Here is a 26,293-nt window from a genome sequence, read left to right as displayed (position 1 = left end):
AATTGGGAAGAAAAGATGCAGACGGGAGAAAATGATCAGGCGATGCGCAAGATCCTCGATATGACGAGGCTGATCAGTATGGCAGTATTGCTACTGCATTTTTATAAGGAATGTTATGGTGCTTTTGCGGAATGGCATTGGGTAGCGCCGCTGACGGACCGGTTGCTGGGCAATGTGGTGCGGACGGGTTTGTTCAGCAGTTTTCACAAATCGAAACTGATCGCGCTGGCGTTTTTGGCGATCGCGTTGATTGGGGTAAAGGGCCGGAAGGATGAGCAACAGACGTTCAAGACGGCGGCGTTGTATTTGGTGGTGGGTCTGGTTTTCTTTTTTGTGAGCTACTTTATTTTGTGGGTTAGGCTGGGTTTGGGAACGGTCGCTTTGCTGTACATGGGTATCACTTCTTTGGGTTATTTGTTGCTATTGAGCGGCGGGACGATGGTGTCGAAGATCATTCGGGACAAGTTGAACGGGGATATATTTAACCGTGACCAGGAGACGTTTCCGCAAGAGGAACGGTTACTGGATAACGAGTTCTCGGTGAACCTGCCGGCAAGGTATGTCCTGAAGGGAAAAGTACGGACTTCGTGGATCAATTTTATCAACTTGTTTAGGGCTTTATTGGTATTGGGCTCACCGGGTTCGGGGAAGAGTTATTTTATTATCCGGCATGTGATCACGCAGCATATCCGTAAGGGGTTCGCGATGTTTGTTTACGATTTTAAGATGCCGGATCTGGCGGTGATCGCTTATAATACCTGGCTGAAGTGTAAGCATTTGTACCGGGTGGAACCGAAGTTCTATTCGATCAACTTTGATGACCTGGCGCGGACGAACCGCTGTAACCCTTTGGATCCGTCGGCGATGCTGGATCTGACGGATGCGGTGGAATCTGCGCGAACGATACTGTTAGGTTTGAACCGCGAATGGATCAAGAAGCAGGGGGACTTCTTTGTGGAATCGCCGATCAACTTTTTAACAGCTATCATCTGGTATTTGCGGCGGTATAAGGGTGGGGAGTTTTGTACGCTGCCGCATGTGATTGAATTAATGCAGGTGGATTACGATAGACTGTTTACGCTGTTGAGTACGGAGAAAGAAATTGATGTCTTGATCAACCCTTTTATCAGCGCTTATAAGCGGGACGCGGTGGAACAGCTGGAGGGGCAGATCGCCTCGGCAAAGATCACGATGGCGCGGGTGGCGTCGCCGCAGTTGTATTATGTGTTGTCGGGTAACGAGTTTACGCTGGATATCAATAATCCGGAAGCGCCGAAGATCGTTTGTATGGGCAATAACCCGCAGAAGATCCAGATCTATGGGGCGGTATTGTCTTTGTTTACGAACCGGATGCTGAAGATCATTAACCAGAAGGGCAAGTTAAAATGCAGTTTGGTGTTTGATGAGTTCCCTACGCTGACGACGGATATAATTCCGACGATCAGTACCGGGCGGAGTAATTTGATTTCGACTTGTTTGGGGATACAGGATGCGAGCCAGCTGCGCAAAGATTATGGTAAAGAACAAGCAGATGTGATCATGAACATCACCGGTAATATGGTGGTTGGCCAGGTGTCGGGTGATACGGCTAAATATGTTTCGGAAAAGATCGGACGGATCATGCAGGACCGGGAGAGTTTGTCCATTAATCGTAGCGATACTTCGATCAGCCGTTCGAAGCAGTTGGAAGCAGCGGTCCCTCCTTCCCGGATAGCCTCGTTAAGCTCGGGTGAGTTTGTGGGGATGGTGGCGGATAACCCGGAAGAGAAGATCGAGTTAAAGGCTTTTCATTGCGAGATCATTAATGACCATGCAGCGTTGAAAAAAGAAATTGAGGGTTATCAGCAGCTGCCGGTAGTTCGGGTGATCAACCCGGCGATTGTGGAGCGGAATTATTTGCAGATCAGGCAGGATATCCAGAATATTATTGAGTTGGAAATGGAACGGCTGCTGAGCGATCCAGCTTTGTCGCATTTGATTATTAGGAAGTCCTGAGCCCCCCTCCAAATTCTTTCACCGGCTAATTAAATCTTCAGCGCGGCGTTGTTTCAACTCAGTTGGTAGTGGTTCTGATTGATAATCTTTGTTCGCCTGAATAACCACGAATCCATCGTCGTTCAAACGTTGCTGTTAAAATGAAAATTGCTCAAATTTTTGCGGGTACTGCAATTCATTATGTGGGTAGCTCACAAGTTTCGGTTTACTAAAACTCATGATTGTTTATTCGTACAGGTAATGCCAGTGTAAATAACATGACGCTGATCGAAGTAGAAAAAATATCTGGTAACGTTCTTAAAGCTTTCGATTAAGGCTGCTTTAAATACAGTTTTTGATCTGCTCTTATAAAAACCGGTCATGATGATCTCAAAGCCATCAGGCTCTTTTTCGGCTAATTCTCTGGTACCCTGTTCATCACAAAGGTCTAACTTATAAAATGGCGGTTTGTATCCTATAATTTTAGCTAACTGATCCATTATCTTAGGGTCAGAGTTTGACAGGTCGTCAACAATAACAGGCTCATAGCCTGCATTTACAAGCTCAACAACCGTGTGCGAACCTATAAATCCCAGTCCGCCGGTAACTAATATTTTAGCCATTAACCTTTATTATAATAGGTGAAGTCTTTATGTTGTATTTCTTTATCAGGTAATGATTTAAAGTACTCATAAGTAATTTTTAAACCTTCGGCGCGATCCACTTTTGGTTCCCAGCCTAAAATTGCTCTGGCTTTGGTAATATCAGGGCGGCGCTGTTTAGGGTCATCGGTAGGCAACGGCAGGCTTATCAATTTCTGATCAGTTCCGGTTAACTTTATAATTTCTTCACCAAACTGGCGAATGGTAATTTCATCCGGGTTGCCAATATTCATGGGCTGTGCATAATCGCTATGCAACAGGCGGTATATTCCTTCGATCAGATCATCAACATAACAAAACGAACGGGTTTGTGAGCCATCGCCAAATATGGTTAATGGTTCGCCGCGCAAAGCCTGTCCAATAAATGCAGGTAACACACGCCCGTCATTTAAACGCATACGCGGGCCATAGGTGTTAAATATCCGTATTATACGGGTTTCTAACCCATGAAAAGTATGATAAGCCATAGTAATAGCTTCCTGGAAACGTTTGGCTTCATCATAAACACCACGCGGACCAACGGGGTTAACATTGCCCCAATATTCTTCGGGTTGCGGGTTAACACTCGGGTCGCCATAAACTTCGGATGTAGAAGCTATCAGCATCCTTGCTTTTTTTGAGCGGGCCAATCCTAATAAATTATGGGTACCTAATGAACCTACTTTCAAAGTTTGAATAGGGATCTTTAAATAATCAATCGGGCTGGCCGGCGATGCGAAATGCAGTATATAATCCAAATCGCCGGGCACATACACAAACTTGGAAACATCGTGATTATAAAACTCGAAATTTTCAAGCTTGAATAAATGCTCGATGTTGCGCAGGTCGCCGGTTATTAAATTATCCATGCCTATAACATGGTAATCCTCCTTAATAAACCTGTCGCATAAATGCGAACCCAAAAAGCCGGCAGCACCGGTTATTAATATACGTTTACGTGCCATTAGCTTACTACTTTTCTACCTATACTGTTATAATAATATCCGCAGTCTATCATCTTTTGGATGTCGTATAAATTACGACCATCAAAAATAACCTTTGCTTTTAAAAGCGAATCTACCTGATCAAAATCCGGTGTGCGGAATACAGACCACTCCGTTAATATCAATAACGCGTCTGCATCTTTTAAAGCATCATACTGGTTATCTGTGTATGTTATTTTATCGCCTACAACACCCTTTATATTCGGCATAGCTTCAGGGTCAAAAGCTGCAACGGTTGCGCCTTCTTTTAAAAGCTCATCAATAATGTATAAGGCCGGTGCCTCGCGGATATCATCTGTTTCGGGTTTAAAAGCAAGCCCCCAAAGCGCAAACTTTTTATTTTTAAGGTCGCCATTATAGTATTTCTTAACCTTTTCAACCAATATTTTACGCTGTATGTCATTAACATCCATTACAGCATTTAATATTTTAAAATCGTAATTAATCTCCTTGGCCGATTTTGCCAGCGCCTGCACATCCTTAGGGAAACAACTGCCGCCATAACCAATGCCTGAGAATAGGAACCTGCGGCCTATGCGCTCATCAGCACCAATACCGCGCCTAACCATGTCCACATCGGCACCAACCAATTCGCAAAGGTTGGCTATCTCATTCATGAATGAAATTTTGGTAGCCAGGAAAGAGTTAGCGGCATATTTAGTCAATTCGGACGAGCGCTGATCCATGTAAATAATAGGGTTACCCTGGCGCATATAAGGCGAATAAAGCTCGCCCATTAATTTGCGGGCACGCTCATCAATGGTACCAATAACAATACGATCCGGCTTCATGAAATCCTCCACGGCAACCCCTTCGCGCAAAAATTCAGGATTTGACACTACGGCAAATTCAACGTTGGTATTTTCATTAAGCACTGCGGTGATCTTATCGGCAGTACCAACCGGTACTGTTGATTTTGTTACAATTACCTTATATTCTGTAATTAGCTTCGCGATATCTTTTGAAGCACCAAGTACATAACTCAAATCAGCCGAGCCATCACCACCCGGAGGTGTAGGTAACGCCAGAAATATAATCTTAGCATCTTTTATAGCATCTGCGAGGCTACTTGTAAAATGCAAACGTCCCTGGGCTATATTGCGATGAAAAAGCAACTCTAATCCAGGCTCATAAATAGGCAATTTGCCGTCCTGCATCATTTTTACTTTGGTCTCGTTGATATCAACACATATAACCTGATTACCGGTTTCGGCTAAGCAAGTTCCTGTTACCAAACCTACGTATCCTGTTCCTACTACAGCTATTTTCACGAAGTAATTGTTTTAATTGTTATTATATTTATCCCGGCGAAGATACTGATTTCGCATTTAAAATGTTATTATTATATAACTTAGGGTTGCGTGTTTATTACGCCTTAATCCTCTTCTTTTCTCTTTTCAACAAAAAAGTAGTTTTATGGAAATTGCCAAATTTAAAAATAACCAAAAGACATTTATAGCCGGCAGCACCTGCCCTGCTGATGAAGAGTTGGTAGCCAGGTTGGTTAACCAATATCCCGACTGGAATTTATTATAGCCCCGCATAAGATAAGCGAAGAAAAAATAAATAAACTGATAGGCTTGCTACCTACTAACTCGGCTGTGCGTTTCTCTCAACTAACTACTCACCACCCCATCACTACCGGGACACTACTCACCAACCAAACTTTAATAATTGACAACATTGGCATGCTTTCGTCGCTGTACCAATATGGTGATATTGCCCTTATTGGTGGGGGCTTTGGCGCAGGTATCCATAATACCTTAGAGGCTGCGGCATTTGGCTTGCCGGTAATTTTCGGCCCTAATTATGGCCGCTTTAAAGAAGCAAAGGATTTGATAGCAATTGGCGCAGGGTTTAGTATTGGTGATGAAGCTTCATTAAAAAAAGTTGTGGATGATTTAGTTAACGATGCCACATTTTATGACAATGCAAGCAAGCAGGCAAAAGGATACGTGGCGGACAATATTGGGGCTACAAGGTCTATCATGAATCACATCAACACTCATTAATAACCGCACCCTAATCGTCCGCCTGCGTACCACAACTGTACGATAACGAACAGTTTCGTAGATGGTTAATTATTCATTTAATTGATTATCAGTTAATTAAAAAACGGGCGTTGTTTTGGCATAGGTGATTGTATTAAAAAACAATGCCATGATAGCAACAATTGACGACCGTTTAAATGACCTTTGGGAAGGCTGCCTAAACAATAATCGTAAACAACAGGAAGCTTTATATAAATTATTAGCTCCAAGAATGATGAGCGTTTGCTTGCGCTACGCTAAAGATAAAGATACCGCGCAGGATATCCTACAGGAAGGTTTTATGAAGGTTTTCAAAAACATGCAATATTATCGTGGCGAAGGAAGCCGCGAAGGTTGGGTGCGCCGTATTATGGTACATTGCGCAATCAATAATTATCGCAAAGCAAAAAAGATGGTATTGGTTGATGATTTTTCTGATACTACATTAAACAACGGCTATGGCTACAACGCACAGACTTTGGACACTAATGACCTGTTGAAACTGGTGCAACAATTACCGGACAACTACCGCTCTATATTTAACATGTACGCTATTGATGGATACTCGCATAAAGAAATTGGGAATAATTTAAATATCTCTGAAATACTATCGCGCACTAACCTTAACCGCGCCCGCACCATGCTTAAAAATCAAATAAGCAAAATGGAAATGAGGGATAGCTATTGCCTGGCGGGATGAGTTAGTAATTAGCGGTTGGTGATTAGCGATTAGGAAATAAAAAGGGCGATGAATTAAAAACTCAGGGTCTGTAAAATAAACTGTGTCAACCCTTGTCAGGCCCCATGGGGCCTGACGAGGGTTGATTGCTACATCAAATCTAGTATCATTCTTCCGGGAAACCAAATAGCGAGTTTTTGAGCCGTAGTAGCCCAGTTTGAAAGAGGCATCGTCCATTTTTGTTTAATGTTATTGTGGGCTAAATAGATCAGCTTTAACAAAGCCATATCAGAAGTAAAGCCCCCTTTAGTTTTTGTCACTTTTCTAATCTGTCGGTGAAAACCCTCGATAGTATTGGTGGTATAGATGAGCTTTCGGACGGCAGCATCGTAACGGAAATAGGTAGTTAGTTTTGACCAGTTCCGGCGCCATGACTCCAACACCTTTTCGTATTTCTTGCCCCACTTGTCTTCCAGTTCATCCAAGCGCAGTTCGGCCAATTCCAGCGTCTCTGCCTGGTAAACCGGCTTCAGATCTTTCATAAATACTTTCTGATCTTTAGAGGCCACATATTTCAGGCTATTACGGATCTGGTGAACAATGCAGGTCTGGATCTCAGTTTGAGGAAATACAGTATTGATGGCTTGGGGGAACCAGTTCAGGTTATCGATACAGGCGATCAAAATATCCTTTACACCACGGTTCTGTAAATCTGTCAAAACCGACAACCAAAAGTTAGCGCCCTCACTTTGAGAAACATACATACCTAAAAGTTCTTTGTGGCCATGGCGGTCTATGCCCAGAATATTATAAACAGCATGCGATACCATCCGGTGGTCTTCTTTCACTTTATAGTGCATGGCATCAAGCCAAACAATCGGGTACAGCTCTTCCAACGGCCTTGATTGCCATTCTTTCACTTCGGGAATGATCTTGTCTGTAATAGCTGATAAGGTGCTGTGACTGATATCTGTATCATATATATCCTTGATATGCTTAGAGATATCACGAAGGCTCATCCCTAAACCATACATCCCGATGATCTTTGATTCCAGGCTCTCGGCAAGTATCGTTTCCCGTTTACGGATCAGTTCAGGTTCAAAACTGGAGTTACGGTCGCGTGGGGTATTAACCGAAATGGTACCCATCTGAGGTTCGCACCTCTTTGCAGGTCTTTCCATTCTTACGGTTGCCTGAACTTCGTTCAGCCTCATCTAAATGGCTTTCCAACTCAGCTTCCAACGCCGCATCCAAAAAACTTTTTAGCAAGGGCGCAAAAGCCCCATCCTTGCCATAAAGTGATTTACCCGAGCGGAGTTGCTCAAGGGCTTTCTTTTTCATTTGCTCGTACTCGAGCGATTCTTCTTGTTTCATCTTAAACTATGTTAAAGGTAATTAATTACGCTTTGACACAGTTTATTTTACACCCTCAAAACTCATTGCCCTTTTTTGTAACTTGTATGGTTATAGATTATTCTAATCTCTAATCTCTAATCTCTAATCTCTATTTATGTTTCGCCCCCATAAAGAAAGTTATTTCGCCGCCGTTCATGATGTCGGCATGGCTTAAAAATAGTTTTGTTAGTGGTTTGCCGTTTAATATGATTTTTTGGATATAAACATTTTTGGGGCCCTGGTTATTTACGTTTATTTTAAACGTTTTACCGCCACCTACCTGTATTACGGCACCATCAACAGCCGGACTACCTATAGCATATTGATCTGATGCCGGCGCAACCGGGTAAAAACCTATCGAGCTAAAAATAGACCAGGCACTCATTTGGCCGGTATCATCATTACCACCTAAATCGTCCGGGGTTGGTTGTACATTCTTGGTTAATTTTTTCAGTGCGGCTTGGTCACCTTCCCTGATCTTTTGGGTGAGGCTCACTTCCTCCTGTGGCGGGGATCATGGAGATCTTGGCCATCAGACAAATATAGATTCTATGACGCCGTCTCGAAATTTGTAATCACCTCACTTGTTGTATGCTGTTTCCTGAATAAAATATTTAAAGTGAATGTTAGAGACCAATGGCCTGGATGTGCGATAAGCAAAACGACTATCTAAGAAATGACAGGAAAGTTCCGGTAGTTGCGGGCTGAAAGTCGATAAGCAAGGCATTTCAAAGTCAATAAACTCATACTGCGTGGCTAGTTTGTTTATGACATAATCCGGCTAACTGCCGATTCGACCCGAGGTTCAGGCTTGATAGGTGGTATCACAGACAACCTACCTAAGCTATCTTTAACTGTCTCTCCTTAATTGACTATTAGAATTTTCAAGATACCATTGATAGGTCTTGTTTAATCCTTCTATTACTGAATATTGGGGATCATATCCCAACCTTATTTTTGCTTTATTTATATCAGCTAAGCTATTACGCACATCACCAATCCTATCGGGCCCATATTGTGGTTTTTTATCGCTTTTTGTAATATCCATAAGTTCAGAAAACAATGTGTTTAATGATATCTGACTACCACAGGCTATATTATATATTTCATTTACCGAATTTTTATTGGGGGTAAATAACGCTAATACATTAGCCTGAATAACGTTTTCTATATACGTAAAATCCCTTGACTGTTCGCCATCACCATTTATCGTTGAGATAGTTTTATCAAATAAATTTTTAATAAATTTAGGTATTACTGCGGTATAAGCCCCGTTAATGCTTTGCTTTGGTCCAAATACGTTAAAATACCGCAAACCAATAGTTTCAATTCCATACGTTTTTGCAAATACCTCTGCATATAATTCATTAACATATTTGGTAACCGCATATGGCGATAAAGGCTTTCCTATTCTCTCTTCAATTTTGGGCAAATCCTCACTGTCACCATATGTAGACGAGGATGCTGCATAAACAACTCGTTTTACATTTCCATTATCTTTTACCGCGCAAAGCATATTCAAAAATCCGGTTATATTAACTTCGTTAGTAGTAATCGGGTCATTGATTGACCGTGGTACAGAACCTAAAGCAGCTTGATGGCTTACATAATCCATCCCATCGACCGCTCTTTTACAGGTTTCAAAATCTCTGATATCGCCTTTTATTAACTCAAACGATGGGTTACTTTTAAATCCATCAATATTATGATCAAACCCTGTTGAAAAATTATCTAATACACGCACCTTAAGTGCTCCGTTTTTTAATAAGTATTCAACCAGATTTGAACCAATAAAACCCGCGCCCCCGGTTATCAGGAATTTATATTGATTTAGGTCTTCTGTATGGTATTTGTTTTCGTACATCGTTTACAATCTTCCATCAACTATTGAGGCATCCAACACACCTTTCACATCATAAAGCACACTAGATTCTTTCAATAAGGATTTATAGTCAATTTCGATAAATTCCTTATGGCTTACTGCCAAAATTATAGCATGATATTTTTTTCCCTGGGGTAAGGAATCTACACAATTTATATTATACTCGTGTTTAACCTGCTGGCAATTTGCCCATGGGTCGTGTATGGTTACATTAGCTTTGTATGATTGTAATTCCTTAATTATGTCAACAACTTTCGTGTTGCGCACATCTGGACAATTCTCTTTAAATGTTATTCCCAAAACTAATATTTCGGCATTCCGAACATTGATTTCTTTTTTAAGCATCAATTTAGTTACTGTATCAGCAATATATGAGCCCATGCTATCATTAATGCGTCTGCCCGATAATATTATCTCAGGATAATATCCCGCAGAAGTCGCTTTTTGTGCCAGATAATATGGATCTACACCTATACAATGCCCGCCAACCAATCCGGGCTTAAATGGCAAAAAGTTCCATTTGGTGGATGCTGCCTCCAATACCTCATTAGTGTCTATTTTAAGTAAAGAAAATATTTTTGATAACTCATTTACAAATGCGATATTAATATCGCGCTGGGCATTTTCAATAATTTTAGCAGCCTCGGCAACTTTTATTGATGACGCAAGATGAGTGCCTGCGGGTATGATCGATAAATACAGTTCATTAATAAGTTGCGCCGCTTGAGGGTTGGACCCTGAGGTTACTTTTTTAATGTTTGTCAAAGTTCTGGTTTTGTCACCCGGGTTAATACGCTCGGGCGAATAGCCACAAAAGAAATCCTCATTAAAAACTAAACCTGAGTTTTTTTCTAAAATTGGCACACAATCTTCTTCAGTACATCCCGGGTAAACGGTGGATTCATAGATAACAATATCACCCTTCTTTAATGCATTAGCAACAGTTTCTGTGGCTTTAATAAGAGGTGTAAGATCTGGATTATTATACTGATCAACCGGGGTTGGTACAGTTACTATAAAAACATTACATTCTTTTAATTTATTTATATCCGCAGTAAAAAAGGCACCGGCGGCTTCGTTATCCTTTCGACTATTTTTACTTAACTCAGCCGGATCCACTTCTAGTGTATAGTCTATTCCTAATAATAGCTCATTAATACGAGTACTATTAATATCAAACCCAACTACCTTATACTTTTTACCAAACTCTATTGCTAACGGTAACCCAACGTAACCTAAGCCAATTATAGCTATACCCGGACTTAAAAGTTTACCTTGCTGATTTATCATTAATATAATTTATATATAAACGTGATGAGACTAATATGATTAGCATTAATAACCCAAATGTTTCTGAAACAATAAATATATGATGTGTTGTACTTGCTTTAACTGGTGCTAAAGCTAGCTCGTGTTCGTCAATAATTTTATATAAAGGAGTTTCTTTTTGTAAGTTAATTTTAGAGATCTCTAAATTACGCAAAACTATTTATTGTAATCATTTATTAACTCAATTGGGGAAAATAAAAGCTAACATTGTGCTAGTTGACGCGTTAAAATCAAATACTCTTCAGGTATAGTGCGAGGAAAAGCGACAAAATCGATTCAATTCGGATTGCCCAATATGCTTGCAGAAGCGTCGATGAACTGAAGTTTTGAATGGCCAAGCGGCTGGTCATACAGCGTTTAGTAAATTTAACGGCATTGCGAAGTCGACTTGTAGACTTGCAAAAGGCAATCAAAACTCCTATTAAAGAATCTATGTCGTTTATGAACAAATCCCTGCACCTCGAATCTGTTAAACTTTCCAAAAATAGTATGCAGGCTATCGACTCTGATTTAAAACAAATTAATCTCCTCTTGAATTCTATTGTAAAGGATGATAAACATTTATATCGACTGACGCAGATTATAACATCAGTCCCTGGGGTCGGTATTGTAACTGCATTGCACATTATTATTACTACTAATGAATTTATAGACATTCATAATCCGCGACAATTTGCCTCCTATGCCGGTGTTGCGCCATTCCCACAAGAATCAGGAACTATCCAAAGGCGCCGTAAAATTTCTTCTTTGGCTAATAAAAAGTTGAAGTCCCTTCTGCATATTTGCGTTTTAATGTCAAAAAAAACTATTCCTGAGATTACTGCTTATTACATTAGGAAAACTCAGGTAGAGGGAAAAGCGAAAATGTCGGTAATTAATGCAATAAGGAATAAGATAATTCTAAGAATTTTTTCTTGTGTGAAACAGGACAGATTATATCAAAAAGATTTTAGTCACGAATTTGAAACGCAATTGGTTTTGAAGATATCCAAACCTTGTATGTTTTTCCACGTCAGTTATATGTGTTTTAATTAAACGTTTCTCAATGCTCAATCTAAGCACCTGTGCGGTTTTAAACTGCTCGATTTATACAGTTGTCTGGCATGCCATCGTAGACATTTTTAGCAGTTGCGGAAAATTATGTCGGCCTTATTGTATTGCTGAAAGCAGCGCATTAACCGTTTTCTTGGCAGATAGATAAGTTGTTTATGGTGTGTGATCTGTATAGAAAGTGGAAATTATTTCATGATTATGTAACCATAATGGATCCGCTGTTTACCCATTCTTGGATTTACCTTCAACAATACAAGCTGTTCCCGCGGCTTTTTTAATTCTACGTAAGTAAGCGTATATCACTGGTGGCTTAAATGCATACGGGCGTGTTTCATTAGTTGCTAGTGGTCGTACGGAAATTATAAGATTCCAAATCTAAGTGATTATTAGCAAGCGTGTATGACAAATACAAGCTTTCTCTGGGTTATCGACATAAATAATGTTGCAGGCATTGGATAATTTTGCCATACTCCAATCTTTTTTAAACAAACCTGGTTATTAGGGTTTATCATATCCGTTTAGTGTTAGTTTTACAATTAAATTGGATATTATTGCAATTCGAAATTTTATTTACTAAATATATAAATGAAAGTAGCATTAATTACAGGTATTACCGGGCAGGATGGCGCTTATCTTGCAGAATTTTTATTAAAAAAAGGATACTTTGTACATGGTGTTAAAAGAAGGATTTCTTTATTTAACACAGATCGTATAGATCACCTCTATCATGATCCGCATGAACCTAATGTTAAGTTTAAACTTCATTATGGCGATTTAACGGATTCAACCAATTTAATAAGGTTAGTACAAGAAACACAGCCCGACGAAATTTATAATCTGGGTGCTATGTCTCACGTACAGGTAAGTTTTGAAACGCCCGAATATACTGCTAACGCCGATGGTACAGGCACTTTACGTATCCTGGAGGCCGTTAGGCTATTGGGTTTAACAAAAAAAACCCGTGTTTACCAGGCATCAACTTCCGAGCTTTATGGCTTGGTACAAGCTGTGCCGCAAAGCGAAACAACGCCATTTTATCCGCGCTCGCCTTATGCAGTAGCAAAACTATACGCTTATTGGATCATCGTGAATTATCGCGAAGCTTATGGTATGTACGCTTGCAACGGTATATTGTTTAATCACGAGAGCCCTATACGCGGGGAAACTTTTGTTACTCGTAAAATTACCCGTGCTGCTTCAAAAATTGTCTTAGGTTTGCAAAATTGCCTATATGTAGGTAATCTTTCAGCACGCCGCGATTGGGGCCATGCTAAAGATTATATTGAAGCCATGTGGCTAATGTTGCAACAGGACACAGCCGAAGATTATGTTATTGCTACCGGTGTAACAACCACTGTTAGAGATTTTATAAAAATGGCGTTTGCCGAAGTGGGCGTAGAACTTGAATTTAGCGGGAAAGATGAGAACGAACGTGGTGTCATAATTGACATAGACAAAGAAAAAGCCACTGCATTAGGGTTGAATCCTGATTTACTTAAACCTGGCCAAACGGTTATTAAAGTTGATGGCAAATATTTCAGGCCAACCGAAGTGGAATTGTTGATAGGTGACCCGACAAAGGCCAAAACCCAATTAGGTTGGAAACCAAAGTATGACCTTGCTGCATTGGTTAAGGATATGATGGAATCTGATTTACAAATGGTTAAGAAAGACGATTATTTGAAAAAAGGTGGTTTTAAAACCATGAACTATTTCGAATAGTTGTTGTTTTCAAACTACATTACAACCACCAATCGATCTTTATGAAAATTCCGCGGCTCTCGCACCTCGTTTTTTAAGGGGCATTTACCGGATTAGCTCAGGCATTTCTAGCACAATAGTATAATATCGAAGCGATTTACTCTTCAAAAGATAATGGCAGAATTTTGAATCAAAGTCTTTTCGGTTATTTCTCAATGAAAGTCTAGAAAACTTAGTTTGGATCATCTGAATCAGCTGGTATATCCATAGACGCTCCCTGCAAATAATTTTGGCACGAATTTAGCATCCTTTGAGAAACTTGAATTTATGAACGCACCGTTTAACACCTGCTTGCTAATTGACGATAGTCAATTAGACAATTTTATAAACAGTAAAATTATACAGAGAGTTAACTTTGCAGATGAGATTATCATTAGTGAGTTTCCCGAAGACGCATTAAATTTATTACTAAACGGCACCGTACACCCCGACGTAATTTTCTTGGATATAAGAATGCCTATAATGGATGGCTTTCAATTCTTGACTGAGTATGATAAGATGGACATAGACAAGGAACATACGAAAATATTTATGTTATCGTCCTCCATAGATCCTTACGACATAAATCGTGCTGAGAGTAATAAGTATATAACAAAATATTTAACAAAATCGCTAACTCCAAACATCTTAATGCAATTGGCTAGCTAATAAATCTAATTATTAGTACCTTAAAATATTATCATTAAAACAATCGGTGTTAAGTTAAACTACCGAACAAATCATTTTAGAATAATGAGAATTAACAAACCTTATAAAAACTGCCTGTTAATTGATGATAACTTTCTTGACAATTTTATTACAACCAAAATAATTGAACGGGTAAATTTTGCGGAAAACTTTGTCGTAACGCAATTTCCGGAAGATGCACTTAAAATGCTGCGAGAAAAATTCATTACGCCTGATTTAATTTTCGTTGATATAATGATGCGCGGTATGAATGGTTTTGACTTTATTGAAGAATATAAGAAAATCGGATTTAACCGTAAACACACAAAGATATTTATGCTTTCCTCGTCCGCTAATCTCGCCGACATTAATAGGGCAAAAGCAGATAAATCTATAACAGGTTATATCAATAAAAACCTGACAACAGAAAAATTATTAGAAATCGCGCAGTTGCAGGGTTAAAAATCACACATGCCTCCAGAATTTGTGTAAACCCGCCGGGTTTCGTATGAATTATTTAGGAAGGTGGATCACGGGACTAGGTACAAGCATTCAGAAAATTGCAACGAAGATCATTATAATAATTCTTTACCATTCTACCATTACAAGGCAAGTTGCCATGGGTCTATTAAATTTAAGAAGTGAAAATGACCTGCTGGAAGTGGAAAACAAATGTAAGGAGATAGAAAGGTACCTCCGGCTGGTCGGAACTTGGGAGCGTTGCATATTCTCGAGAATATCTATTTCGTAAATTTAAATAGGGCGTAACAAGGATAACAGATATACCTACATCCATCTGCGTAAGAATACACGTTATAACGGGGTCGTTAGTATCAGCATCTTAGCGCTGACTGATTGAGTTCACCTCGGTATACATGCTGAATTTAATCTTTACGGTATCCACAAGCATATAGTTGTGTAGAAAATAATTCGTGATTTGGGCAACAATGACCTCGACTTTACAAATACATCCCACTTCTTTATAAAGATCGAATGCGCAGTCTTTCGGCTATAGGTCATTAAAATTACAATTATGTGCCATATTAACATTTATCCAGTATTGTTATTATTAAAATAGGTTGTGGTGGTATACACTAAACATTTCAGACTCGTTCAAAAAAAATGTGCAATTCTATCCGTTGCCATGCGGACAGAAAACAACGAGCTAAACGGGTGAGCAGTGAATATAATGAATTGAGTTGCAAACGGATTGCATATTCTCGTTAATAAATTAGACTGACCTTGCTATAATTGCAACTAGCCGGCCGTTCAGTCCAGAATTGTGCAAAATAGTCTGTAATTTTGCTAGTAAGTTGAATCCATTAAACTAATTATAAAAATAAACCACAAACAACTTAACATTAACGATAGTCCCTTCGTACAAAGAGTAATGTTGAAATCGTTTAAAACCTCTCTTGCGCTATTTGCAATCGGTAATGGTTGGCTCTTATCGCCGGGCTCTATAATCCTCGTTTTGACAAATACGTTTAAGGAACAAAATCAAGATTTATTCAGAAATTTAATTAATTTTATTTTCGTAATTGGCATGGCTTATGTATTGTATTGTGAGATCAATAGAATGAACCGGCAGCCTGCCCGATCCGAGCCTGGATACCGGCGACGTTCAGAAGCAAACCAAAATCCCCGGTGGATAAATCGAAATAACAATTTAAGGTTGGTTAACCTTAATGATACTGCCAAAATCCTCTGGGATTATCGCCGGCTAAAATTCTTAATAACACCAATAGCAGTGCCTTTCAAACAAAGAATAAAGTTTTTTAACGAACTGGAAACGATACAGATCAAATTAAAAATACTGGGCTTGACAACGTAGAAGATGGTAGGCCTCAATATTTACAGGCAATATTGCCTCTCAACTAGTATTATTAATAAGGAGAATTGCGAAATGGTTTTCATTACCGACAGTACCGATATCAATAATAAAGAGCAAAAGCGACTTGATTCTATCAAAAATTTAAAATCTGTAAATAAGACCCTACCCCAGGTACACTGGTCGAATTCACATGAACTTAGGGGGCCAATTTGTTCAATTTTAGGACTAATTCAATTACTCGAATTTGCTGAAACCAAACAAGACTATTTGGAAGCCTTCGAACTGATTAAACAGTGCGCTTATGAACTTGATTCATTCACCCGCGAAAATATCAGCAAAATATTATAGGTTGACCTGTTGTAGTTTAGCTATGTTGACCGAATATCCTAGATAAAATAGTCGGTTTAGTCCCTAAGTCGCTCGCAATATTTAATGATCATTAAGAAATGATTATCGGCAATCAGTTTTGATTACCTTTTCCCTTAAAAAATGAATTAAAGTTAGCTCGACAAAAAGTCTAATAGTTATCAATCTTTTGTTCGAAATCGGCAAGTTTTCCATTCTTCTAGAAATAAATGCCCCTACGTATCGCACATCGGGGCATTATCCTAATCTTATCACAATTACGTGAAGCGTAAATGAAAGCACTAAGATAGTAATTATTGCCTTTATTCGGTTAAACTTTTTTCACCCGGCAAGCTGGTAAACCTAACTTAATAATCAACCTTATTCAATTCGCTACTTTGCAATTAGTTGTGGCGACGGTCAACGGCCATGGATTGCACAAGGTAGTTCGAACGCATAAATGCTAAGTAGTCAAAATGGCTTGCTTTGAATGGGCGATTTTTGATTACCTCTTTTAGACTATCAGCTAAGCCAACAAGTATTTTTTTACGACTATTTATTTTAACGTTGAGAAATCAGTCTTTCAAGCAAGAAAATGCGCTCTTTACATTATTGTTTCTATAGGTTGGGGCTGGCTGTTTTTATTGAGTCGAGTGTGTTTGTTTTGTTTTATCCCGATTTACTTGTAATCCAATCCAATTAGCTGATTTTTCTGACATATTAGTTGCCATCCGCTCGGTTATGGTCTTTGCTTTACGATAGACAAAAATTAATAACATCACGAAAAGCACCAAAACTGTAAAAAACAACTTAATGCCGTTATCCATCAATTGGAAAAAAGATTTCATTTTAATAATAAAAATTTTTTGATAACCCAAACTGGCTACACAAGTTAAACGGCTGCGATTAACAATTAGTTACAACTATTTTTAAAATGTTACCGGGAAATAGAGTTGATTTCAATCAAGGGAGTAATGCCCGCACGCTCAGCGGTTTTTACCTGTACATCGGCTCTTTCAGGGAGTATGTCTGACAAGTTCATTGTGTTCCGTAGGCAAATTATAGGGTGCATTTAATCCAAACATTATTGTTTGCGCTACTTGCAACCACAATTCAGCCGAAATAATACTTTTCAAAAATGCGACGTCGTTTTGATATCGCACAACAATAATTCGTCAATATGGCCTTATAAAACCGTGTCGCAGTGTTTATAACGCTGACTCACAAATGGGAAATTTACATTATTCTAAAGTTAAGCCTTGCTCTTTGACCTTTTTCCATGACGTCAGAAAGAGCTTGGTACGTCTCTTTTCCCCGTAATTCCTTTGGATTAACCAATATGTCGTTAAGGAGAGATTGACCATCAGGTTCTATTGTGTTCAAATAATATTCACTATGAATCCTATACCAATGCCAGGTAAAAATGATGTATATATGGTTTAATTTAGGTAAAATGACACATAAATTAAACCAATTCTCATTTCAGTCGACTCTTAATCATCGATAATGTTAATTTTAGCTGCCATGTATATGACATTATGCAATTAGAATGGTGCATATGAATAAAACAATTGTTAGTACCCGCAACAGCTTACTTCTGCGCGGCGCAGTACACACCGCACTTATCTAGGCTTGAAGAGGGCAATAGTGATAAAGGTTGATGTTTGGCTTTCCTTAAATAATTATTAAATTTGTTATACTAACTAGTTTTTTAAATCTAATATGCCTCTGTTGGCGTCTAGTCGACAGGGGCTTGTTTATTTTACATTTATTATTCGTGTAACTTTTTTTAATTTTGTCTAGGGCTGGGGAAATTCAATTGCTCTCTGGGGTGTAAGGGATATCTTTTATTTTCATTAAAAAGGCACGACGAGATGCTGGAATTTCCTGTCCAAGCATTAATCAATCTAAAAAAACATCAAGAATTAGCGTTAGTACCTTGAAATGATACCCATTTATTCCTGAAAATATTTTGGAACCCAATGGTAGGTAACTTGTCTGCGCACACATATCACGCTCTGATTTAGCCACCTTTCCGTAATACAATATTCCATTCTGCAATTTTCATTAAAAATCATATAATAAACGGTCGATATTATTAAACCTGGAACCACACTAAGCAAAAAATCGTTAGGCGATTAACCCACTTTGAAAAAGCATTAAATGCATTGATGTAGTTAACCGGATACAATTTATCAAGCTTATATACTTTACCAGCATAGCCTCCATGTGAAGTAAATAATTTACCTTTCGGGGTAATTGAAATCTGTTGCGTACATCTCGTTCTATATAGCTGTTTAACTTTTATAAATCCATCCGATTTTAAGCGTTCTGCAACGTCCCGAATGCTGGATATCCTACAGTCAAAAGTTTGGGCTACTTTTATTTCGTCGATTACCCCATCATCTACAACTAACAGAGCGTTTAACAAAATGTTAAGTTTTTGATTAGTAGATAAAGTATCAAAATCCATTGAATCAGTTTTGTATTATTACGAAACTGGCTCCAAAAAGTTTCGATATGCGACATCTCAAATTGTTTTAGTCAAATATTGTCAGGAAGCATCCCAATATTCGTAACTCAGGATTGGGCGGTAGGGTTCTAAGTGTTAAGCCAGCAGCCTTAATAAACCTCCCCCCCGATAAAACTCAATTCTTAAAGTGGATAGGGCGCCGGGTATTAGTAAAATATTGCAATAAACTCCTTATCAAACTGGGACAATAAAACAGGGGCGCTAAACATAATTAAGATAAATGCCTTGATTACCAAAGTAGCCACCCCTCAGTTGCAAAAATTTAACGAAAAGTGTTCCTTTCAATAATCAAAAAAAACTTATAGAGACCCCAATTCTTCTTTGTCAATGCAGCCTACAGAGGTATTTTCACTCTTATTTTCGGTGTCGGCCAAGTGAGTCTTTTCATGGATACCTCCGCAAAACCGGTCTTGCGGTGAACTTAGGATATATTTCAAACATTTCAAGATGAATAGCAAGGCTACGTTCTCAATCATTATTTAATGTAGTAACTTATTCTTGTTGTTACTACATTCTTTAGCAAGACACAAAAATCTATTTATAACTTATGGCAGGTTTGGCAGAAACCTAAAATGTCTATTGAGCTGTTAAGTATCGTTTGCTATCTGATAACTGATCGCAGTCCCTTTTTTCAGTAACTGCGTTAATAGCGTTCAACTTCTGGTCCTGGCAATTAACGATAAGCTTAAAGCAATTCTACCCGATATACCCGTCTCTATATTCAATATTTTCATTGATGTCCTCAGTTTTTATTTATAGCGGTGCTTTTATTCATTGTTTTCAAGATATTGTCTCTTATAAAGTCTTCGAAGAGAAGTAGATATCGGACCTTCTTTGCAGCAATATTTGTGGTCGGCCGCCCGGTGTCCGGCATCTATATTATCAGGTCTAGCACTAGTTCTAACCGTGTTGCTGCCGATTCATTAATCGTAATTTAATTTACACCTAGTATACTTCAATTATTAGTTAGCTTTAAGCCGAACTTACCTGCGTTGACGCAGACTAATAAGGTATTAAGCTAACACCGGCAGATGATGCGGTGCACGTTGACAAAAAAGTAGTTAATGTGTTAAAAAGTAGCAATCCATTAATTTGAGTAACCTTTTCAAAACATTTTTGAGACGGTTACTGTTTTAAAGAAGGCGGATTGCGGAATTGTCCAGGATAAGTAGCGCTCAACTAAATATCTGCACAATTTGTGTAGAAATCATACTTTTTTATAAGTAAATTAGTTGCTTAAACTATACGCTAATTAATGGACATTGTTTAACTATGAACGAAGATTACACCTTTAAACTATTTACGAGAAGGTACTTTCACTTACTCCTTATGGAAGTACTTTTTGAAAACAGGGACGTAAATATTATTAATTTAACAGGTTTATTAACCCAGAAAGTTTTGGAACATTCCCAAGAAGAATACTCATGGAAAATTGAGTATATAGAATACGTAAAAACGCTTGATAAAGAATTGGTGTACCTGAATTTGATAGGATTAGTAAAATCAACATCGGACGCCCTAATGGCTTTGACTAGTGAGGGTATTAACGTGCTTCGAAGTGGGGAACTTCATAACGCTACAGCTACAGCCTTTTATAACTTCAAATCATTACAAGAAAATAGGAAATCAGCCGAAATCAATATTACAGCTGTACGGATTGCAAAGGAATCGGTTGACGTTACAAGGGAAACGGCCAAATGGGCTCGGTATGCGGCGTACGCAGCGCTATTCGGAGTAATAATACAGCTATTAGTCGTAATTATAAAGCGTTAATAGCCTAAACGCAACTATTCCAAATCGCCCCATCATCATCATATTAACACGCTGGCATACTCCCTCGATTTACTTTCTAGCGGAACAAACAATGACTGCCCTTTTCCCCTTCGGTTTTAACTTAGCTGCTGTTCGCCCGATAAGTTCGAAATGTAATCAGGTAATTCTACCGAACCTAAAAACGCTCTCGCTTAGATTTAGTAGTTACTCTCACCCAGCACAGGTCTGCCACGCTCAGTCATTATCAATCCTTTATATCCAATAGAATCTTATTACATTGCTATTATGGGATTTAGCTGCGCAATGCGTAATAGATTAATCCTCTCTCAAAACATGGAAAAATAATGCCCAATTATACTTTAAATTAAGATGATCTGGTGTTATTTCTGTTTTATTAACCTCGTTGCCTGAAAGATTATAAGCTTCAACTATATTCTGTTTGATTTCAAATACAACATCAGGCATTGACGTCATAAGGCCGCATTTTTCTTTGCAATAAGCGGTACGGCTGACCTTAACTTTTTCAATTATTGAATTTATTTTTTTCATTTCAGCTATGTTAAAAGCAAATACCGTCAAATAATTTTTTTTCACCCTACACTTGCATGCTAAATATACGACATTATAGGTAAATACATCTCACAATCAAATTAGAAATTTTACATTTTCGCAACCGCTGTTAACTCCCGGCAGCAACTCAAACTGCCAGTGAAGCTAGACAAGAATTGGTTACAATTTGCATAACCTCCATCAAGGATAATCCTCTACTTTAAAAATGACGGCATAGAATGGAGTATTTGATACTACTTAAATTCAACATTACCCATCTAAACTGTTTATCCGATTATAAATACCTTGACTTGGCACCGGTTTTATCGGCGGCACTCTAAAAAAGTTCATCTTCACCAAACATGTTGTGCAGGATGAGATGTCTTATTAGTTTATCATCAATCATAACCACTTAACGTAAATGGAACAATCAAACTATACTGTCAACTTAGATAGCAAACTCCGCACGCCAAAAGTGTTCAAATTAGGGTTCCTAAAGTTGGCAGCAAACGGTGATTTCGATTGATAACCTGCCGACCTTCCGGAACATTGTCAATAACTTCCGGTTGGGTGCCTTTAAATATGTAATAACAGACGATATATCAAGCATTTTTTCAGATTGAACAGGTCGATTACTTCCTTCCTGTAGTCCGCTTCCCTTCTATCGTGGTAGACTAATCACAACGCGATGTATTTGTTAAAAAAATCCCATTATTAACGTCTAATAATTACCATATTTGCGATAGTTAGTTGTAAAAAATATCAAACATAACAAAGGAAGCAAATTATAACATGAATAACAGATATACCACTTTGTTTAAGGCAATTAATTTTTGTGTAGATTATATTTTACTGAACTTAAGTATGATTTCCGTATATATTTTCTCAGTCAATAAATTTTTGTTTGGAACTAGTAATCGTTACCTACCCGTAGTCCTGTTTTTTAATTTAATATGGTTTTTTGCTGCAAATATTGCAGGATTGTATGAACAGGTTTTGATAAAAGATTCTATTAAAACCTATAGGGGAGTTATAAAGACTTATTTCCTATTTTTTAGTTTGATAAGCATTACAGCTCTTTTATTAATTACCAACAATCCATTTTTGGTAACCGGAGAATTTTTGTTTTACTCATTAGCATTATTCGGCTTTTTACTAAGCCTTTGGAAACTTGTTTTTTTAAGCTTTCGTAAAAGTGAACGTAACGCTTTGATAGGTAAACGAACTTTTGTTATGCTTGGTGCGGGAAGGGCTGGACACGATCTGTATCACTTCTTTGAAACCAACGATGAGTCAGGTTACCAATTAATGGGTGTGTTTGATGATAATTCTGAAACGGAGGGCAAATTTCGCAATTATAAAGGCAGGATACACGAGTGTATGCCATACGTTATAGCGAATAATATTAATGAAATTTTTTGCGCATTGCCAACCACGGATGCAACCCGTATTGAAGAGTTAATGCTAGAGGCTGACAAAAACTTGATACGATTTAAGTTCGTACCTGAATATTTTGATTTTGCAAAACGACCCACCCTTATTGAAAACTTCGGACACATTTCAGTGATATCAATCCGTCCAGAGCCATTAGAAAATATGCTGAATAGGATCGTAAAGCGAATATTTGATTTTGCCTTTTCATTATTTGTTATTATATTTATTTTAAGTTGGGTTTTCCCGATATTAGCAATTTTAATAAAATTAGGTTCAAAAGGTCCAATATTTTTCGTTCAAACAAGATCCGGGCGAGATAATAAACCTTTTAAATGCTTTAAATTTAGAAGCATGCTTGTTAATGCCGATTCTCATAAAAAGCAAGCAACTAAAAATGATAACCGGATAACAGCGCTGGGCGCTTTTTTACGGCGAACCAGTTTAGATGAACTGCCACAATTTTTTAATGTACTTATCGGCAACATGTCGGTTGTTGGCCCCCGGCCACACATGATAAATCACACTAAACAGTACGCCCAACTTATCGACAAGTTTATGGTCAGGCATTTTCTTAAACCCGGGATAACCGGCTTTGCACAGGTCAACGGTTTACGCGGCGAAACAAAAACCACACAAGCAATGCTGCTCAGAGTTGAAGCTGATGTTTGGTACCTGGAAAATTGGTCATTTTTACTAGATATGAAAATTATATTCTTAACAGTCTGGAACGCTGTGAGGGGTGAAGAAAATGCTTATTAACAAACAGCTTTCCCGTTGTATCTTAGCATCGTTTCAAAAGAGGTTTTTTTAGCTTTAGTTTCATAATTGCTGCATAGATTTCTAAGGGAAATAATGCAACATTTTCTTGCTGGCGCCGTTGAAACACGACCAAAGCTAAACTTCGGTTATTAATCTCATACAAAACAATCGCCCTTTGACAAAAGAACAATATTCTTACCAGCATGATTATAATTGTGATTATACAGGCCATTTGGCTACTTATACCTTACGCAAAGAACTTACTGCTTTAATTGTGGGGTAAGCGCACTTCACTCATCATCACTTTTATTATTTAAGTACCTTATAAAAATAAATGCTATTGATATTATAAAGAATTTTAATATTTTAGATTAAAATATCGTTGGATAAGTAGCACTATTAGATTAGTTAAACACCAAAGAAGGGGTATAGCGGCTCTAATATTATTGAGATTTATAACCTTTATCAATGAAAACAATTATCACATTTATAACTATCCTCATTGGATTCCAAACAACACGCGCCCAAAAGGTTTTTTTTAATCTTGAAGGCGGTGTCAATTCGTCACAATTCATTTATGGGAATAACACTCATTTAAGTTCTTCCGCACTAAACGGCTATTATTTCGGAAGCATGGTCGACATTACGTTCTCGAATTTTGCAATTCAACCCAGGATAATATTTAGCACAAACGGGGGGAATAATCTTTCTTCAATCGAGGTTAACGGGTCTACCGGCACGATCAGCAATAGGATTACCCTGCGCTACCTGCTTTTTCCTATCGATATGGTATATCGGGTCAATATAGGAGAGGGTAAAATCTTTTTCGGCGCCGGGCCTTACTTTGGTTACGGGTTAGAAGGAAAAAATTCAGGCAATACCCTTATTAAGGGTCAAAATGTTGACCATCACGATTACGATCTTTACTTCGGTTCTTTACAAGAAAATATTCGCAATCATGATTTTGGATTTAATTTCCTAATGGGTTATGAGTTTGAACGCATAAGTATGAAAGCAGAATATACGTTTGGCCTTCGCAATCTATCCAATGTTAATTCTACACCTTACTCAAAGAATAGGATTATTGGTTTAGGCATCAGCTATAGGTTTGCAGAGATTAATATTTTATAAATTACATATTTCCATTGCTAGTTTGGTTAGTCAAACCCAGGATGAATATTGTTGCCAAATTCCGTATATGAAATTACCGACTACAATAATGTTTGTTCATAGTTCAATGGTCACGCATTAGCTGGTACTAAATGTTATAATTTTGTTTCCGTGTAAATGTAAATTTCCAACCCACCATCAAATTTTTTACTGATTCGCTCTAGTAATCTACAGATTTCGATAATCGCCCAGTTCGAAACGCAACAAGAGAAAACAATCTCACTATATTTCGCAAACGTAACTTTCGCTTGTGGCAGTACGTAGAAGAAAAAAGGTTAAGGAACTCATAGTATGAATTGCTTTCCTAAACCATTTAGTATTTTGATTTACTTTATTATTAAAGATGAGAAACCTCACATTTAACTGCGCAGCATCAAAATTTTATTTAATCTTGATCACTCTAGTTACTTTTGGTCAGGTACAAGCCCAAGATTATTACAGTTCATCCCAATATATGAATAATCTTACACCAATAAACTCGGCTTATTCGTTATTAAGTGAAAACGGTTCAATCACAAGTACAATAAAAAAACAATGGATTAATCTTCCAGGTTCGCCAACCACTTTTACATTCAATGCACAGATACCCATTGAATCCATAAACAGCGCGACTGGCCTAACTGTCATGGATAGTCAACTGGCAGTGGAAGAATTAACCGAAGTTAACGCATTCTATGCCAAGTCTGTGCAACTTTCGCAAAACTATCGGCTTGGAGTTGCTATAAACGCGGGAATTCGAAGGTATGTTGCCAATTATTCCAGTCTTGATTCCAGTGATCCTTTATTTGTTAATGATGTCCGGAAAAATCAACCTAATGTCGGCTTTTGTATAATGCTCTATACCAATAATTTTTATGTGGGTCTATCAATGCCGGAATTTTCAATTAAGTCACTTGGAAGTGCCTCTATTGATGATAAATTGTATTTTAAAAACCGTTATAACTTTACTGCCGCTTGTTTACTGAATATTTCGCAAGGAATCGATTTTAAACCAGCCGGGCTATTTACTTATGTCAGTGGATCTCCAATAATGTCTGAGGTTTCCGGCACATTCTTCTTTAACAGAGTGCTGGGGATGGGGCTTGATTTGAAATCTAATAACAAATTGGCGGGTATTTTATCAGTAGGATTAGCTAAATTCAGCGTTGGCTATAGTTATCAGTTTGGAGTAGCTTCCAACAATCTCGGCGGGACAAATTTTTCGACTCATGAGATTGCTTTATCATATAACTTCGGCAAATACTTAAGTTCACATAGCCTATTATAGTCTCCCCATTTAAGCAATATTTTAAGTAATCTGTATTCGTGAACAGTTTGTGGCAGCAATGTCTACGGTTTGCTCGAGCATCATTGCCTTAAACATCTTATTTAATATTTATTTCAAGTAAAACAATTTGCGAAAAACGGTATTATTAATTTGTTGTTTTAATCCGGAACAAAGGCCATTATATGTGTATCTTTGTTTCCCATTGTCTGAATATA

20 protein-coding genes and 1 pseudogene are annotated in these 26,293 nt (G+C 38.1%); 12 read left to right on the top strand and 9 right to left on the bottom strand.

Annotated elements, in window-relative coordinates:
- The first annotated feature begins 15 nt into the window (after positions 1-15).
- Complete coding sequence (mobC, locus tag ABIB50_RS25200; protein WP_429384479.1) at positions 16-1,995, top strand: conjugal transfer protein MobC; 1,980 nt, start codon at positions 16-18, stop codon at positions 1,993-1,995.
- Positions 1,996-2,210: 215 nt separating this feature from the next.
- Here mobC and ABIB50_RS25195 read toward each other — a convergent pair whose 3' ends face one another.
- From ABIB50_RS25195 to ABIB50_RS25185, 3 genes are read right to left on the bottom strand one after another with little or no spacing between them, the layout of a single operon-like run.
- Positions 2,211-2,597, bottom strand: a complete 387-nt coding sequence (locus tag ABIB50_RS25195; RefSeq protein ID WP_429384476.1) for an NAD-dependent epimerase/dehydratase family protein — start codon at positions 2,595-2,597, stop codon at positions 2,211-2,213.
- Complete coding sequence (locus ABIB50_RS25190; protein ID WP_429384474.1) at positions 2,597-3,580, bottom strand: UDP-glucuronic acid decarboxylase family protein; 984 nt, start codon at positions 3,578-3,580, stop codon at positions 2,597-2,599. The genes ABIB50_RS25195 and ABIB50_RS25190 overlap by 1 nt, the downstream gene beginning before the upstream one ends.
- The gene (locus ABIB50_RS25185) at positions 3,580-4,890 is read right to left on the bottom strand and encodes a UDP-glucose dehydrogenase family protein (protein ID WP_429384472.1); all 1,311 of its coding nucleotides are present in this window, start codon (positions 4,888-4,890) and stop codon (positions 3,580-3,582) included. The genes ABIB50_RS25190 and ABIB50_RS25185 overlap by 1 nt, the downstream gene beginning before the upstream one ends.
- 309 nt (positions 4,891-5,199) lie before the next feature.
- Here ABIB50_RS25185 and ABIB50_RS25180 point away from each other — a divergent pair, with 309 nt between their 5' ends.
- Entirely contained in the window at positions 5,200-5,631 is a 432-nt protein-coding gene (locus tag ABIB50_RS25180) for a 3-deoxy-D-manno-octulosonic acid transferase (protein WP_429384470.1), read from the top strand.
- 148 nt (positions 5,632-5,779) lie between these two features.
- Positions 5,780-6,349 carry an RNA polymerase sigma factor gene (locus ABIB50_RS25175; protein WP_429384468.1) on the top strand — a complete coding sequence of 190 codons (570 nt, stop codon included), beginning with the start codon at positions 5,780-5,782 and terminating at the stop codon, positions 6,347-6,349.
- Positions 6,350-6,477: 128 nt separating this feature from the next.
- Here the strand turns inward: ABIB50_RS25175 and ABIB50_RS25170 are convergent.
- The 4 genes and pseudogenes from ABIB50_RS25170 to ABIB50_RS25155 form a co-directional block, all read right to left on the bottom strand.
- Positions 6,478-7,702, bottom strand: a pseudogene (locus tag ABIB50_RS25170) (IS256 family transposase).
- Between the two features lie 130 nt (positions 7,703-7,832).
- A complete protein-coding gene (locus ABIB50_RS25165; protein ID WP_429384466.1) occupies positions 7,833-8,219 on the bottom strand; it encodes a glycoside hydrolase domain-containing protein in 387 nt (128 codons plus the stop codon).
- A gap of 354 nt (positions 8,220-8,573) precedes the next feature.
- Entirely contained in the window at positions 8,574-9,587 is a 1,014-nt protein-coding gene (locus ABIB50_RS25160; RefSeq protein ID WP_429384464.1) for an SDR family oxidoreductase, read from the bottom strand.
- A 3-nt stretch (positions 9,588-9,590) separates the two neighbouring features.
- A complete protein-coding gene (locus ABIB50_RS25155; protein ID WP_429384462.1) occupies positions 9,591-10,895 on the bottom strand; it encodes a nucleotide sugar dehydrogenase in 1,305 nt (434 codons plus the stop codon).
- Positions 10,896-11,264: 369 nt separating this feature from the next.
- Between ABIB50_RS25155 and ABIB50_RS25150 the strand changes: the two genes are divergently transcribed.
- The 5 genes from ABIB50_RS25150 (at position 11,265) to ABIB50_RS25130 (ending at position 16,596) form a co-directional block, all read left to right on the top strand.
- Positions 11,265-11,969 carry a transposase gene (locus tag ABIB50_RS25150; protein ID WP_429384460.1) on the top strand — a complete coding sequence of 235 codons (705 nt, stop codon included), beginning with the start codon at positions 11,265-11,267 and terminating at the stop codon, positions 11,967-11,969.
- A gap of 603 nt (positions 11,970-12,572) precedes the next feature.
- Positions 12,573-13,709: a GDP-mannose 4,6-dehydratase gene (gene gmd / locus ABIB50_RS25145; protein ID WP_429384457.1), complete on the top strand. Its 1,137-nt coding sequence runs from the start codon at positions 12,573-12,575 to the stop codon at positions 13,707-13,709.
- Between the two features lie 306 nt (positions 13,710-14,015).
- Positions 14,016-14,396, top strand: coding sequence for a response regulator (locus tag ABIB50_RS25140; protein ID WP_429384455.1), 381 nt, complete (start codon positions 14,016-14,018; stop codon positions 14,394-14,396).
- A gap of 84 nt (positions 14,397-14,480) precedes the next feature.
- Positions 14,481-14,876, top strand: a complete 396-nt coding sequence (locus ABIB50_RS25135) for a response regulator (protein WP_429384452.1) — start codon at positions 14,481-14,483, stop codon at positions 14,874-14,876.
- 1,444 nt (positions 14,877-16,320) lie between these two features.
- On the top strand, positions 16,321-16,596 hold the full coding sequence (locus ABIB50_RS25130) for a hypothetical protein (RefSeq protein ID WP_429384450.1): 276 nt from the start codon (positions 16,321-16,323) through the stop codon (positions 16,594-16,596).
- Between the two features lie 2,095 nt (positions 16,597-18,691).
- On the opposite strand, the gene ABIB50_RS25125 is transcribed toward ABIB50_RS25130, so the two are convergent.
- Positions 18,692-19,066, bottom strand: coding sequence for a hypothetical protein (locus tag ABIB50_RS25125; protein ID WP_429384447.1), 375 nt, complete (start codon positions 19,064-19,066; stop codon positions 18,692-18,694).
- Positions 19,067-20,398: 1,332 nt separating this feature from the next.
- Here ABIB50_RS25125 and ABIB50_RS25120 point away from each other — a divergent pair.
- On the top strand, positions 20,399-20,899 hold the full coding sequence (locus ABIB50_RS25120; RefSeq protein ID WP_429384445.1) for a hypothetical protein: 501 nt from the start codon (positions 20,399-20,401) through the stop codon (positions 20,897-20,899).
- Between the two features lie 315 nt (positions 20,900-21,214).
- On the opposite strand, the gene ABIB50_RS25115 is transcribed toward ABIB50_RS25120, so the two are convergent.
- The gene (locus tag ABIB50_RS25115) at positions 21,215-21,448 is read right to left on the bottom strand and encodes a hypothetical protein (RefSeq protein WP_429384443.1); all 234 of its coding nucleotides are present in this window, start codon (positions 21,446-21,448) and stop codon (positions 21,215-21,217) included.
- Between the two features lie 792 nt (positions 21,449-22,240).
- Here ABIB50_RS25115 and ABIB50_RS25110 point away from each other — a divergent pair.
- The 3 genes from ABIB50_RS25110 to ABIB50_RS25100 all read left to right on the top strand — a co-directional run bounded on the left by ABIB50_RS25110 (position 22,241) and on the right by ABIB50_RS25100 (position 26,078).
- A complete protein-coding gene (locus ABIB50_RS25110) occupies positions 22,241-23,641 on the top strand; it encodes an undecaprenyl-phosphate glucose phosphotransferase (protein ID WP_429384441.1) in 1,401 nt (466 codons plus the stop codon).
- 468 nt (positions 23,642-24,109) lie between these two features.
- A complete protein-coding gene (locus tag ABIB50_RS25105) occupies positions 24,110-24,772 on the top strand; it encodes a porin family protein (RefSeq protein ID WP_429384438.1) in 663 nt (220 codons plus the stop codon).
- 382 nt (positions 24,773-25,154) lie between these two features.
- Positions 25,155-26,078: a PorP/SprF family type IX secretion system membrane protein gene (locus ABIB50_RS25100; protein WP_429384436.1), complete on the top strand. Its 924-nt coding sequence runs from the start codon at positions 25,155-25,157 to the stop codon at positions 26,076-26,078.
- The last annotated feature ends 215 nt before the right edge of the window (positions 26,079-26,293 follow it).

This window comes from Mucilaginibacter sp. UYCu711, from assembly GCF_050433825.1.
Lineage (GTDB): Bacteria > Bacteroidota > Bacteroidia > Sphingobacteriales > Sphingobacteriaceae > Mucilaginibacter.
This window is presented reverse-complemented; position numbering and strand designations above follow the sequence as displayed.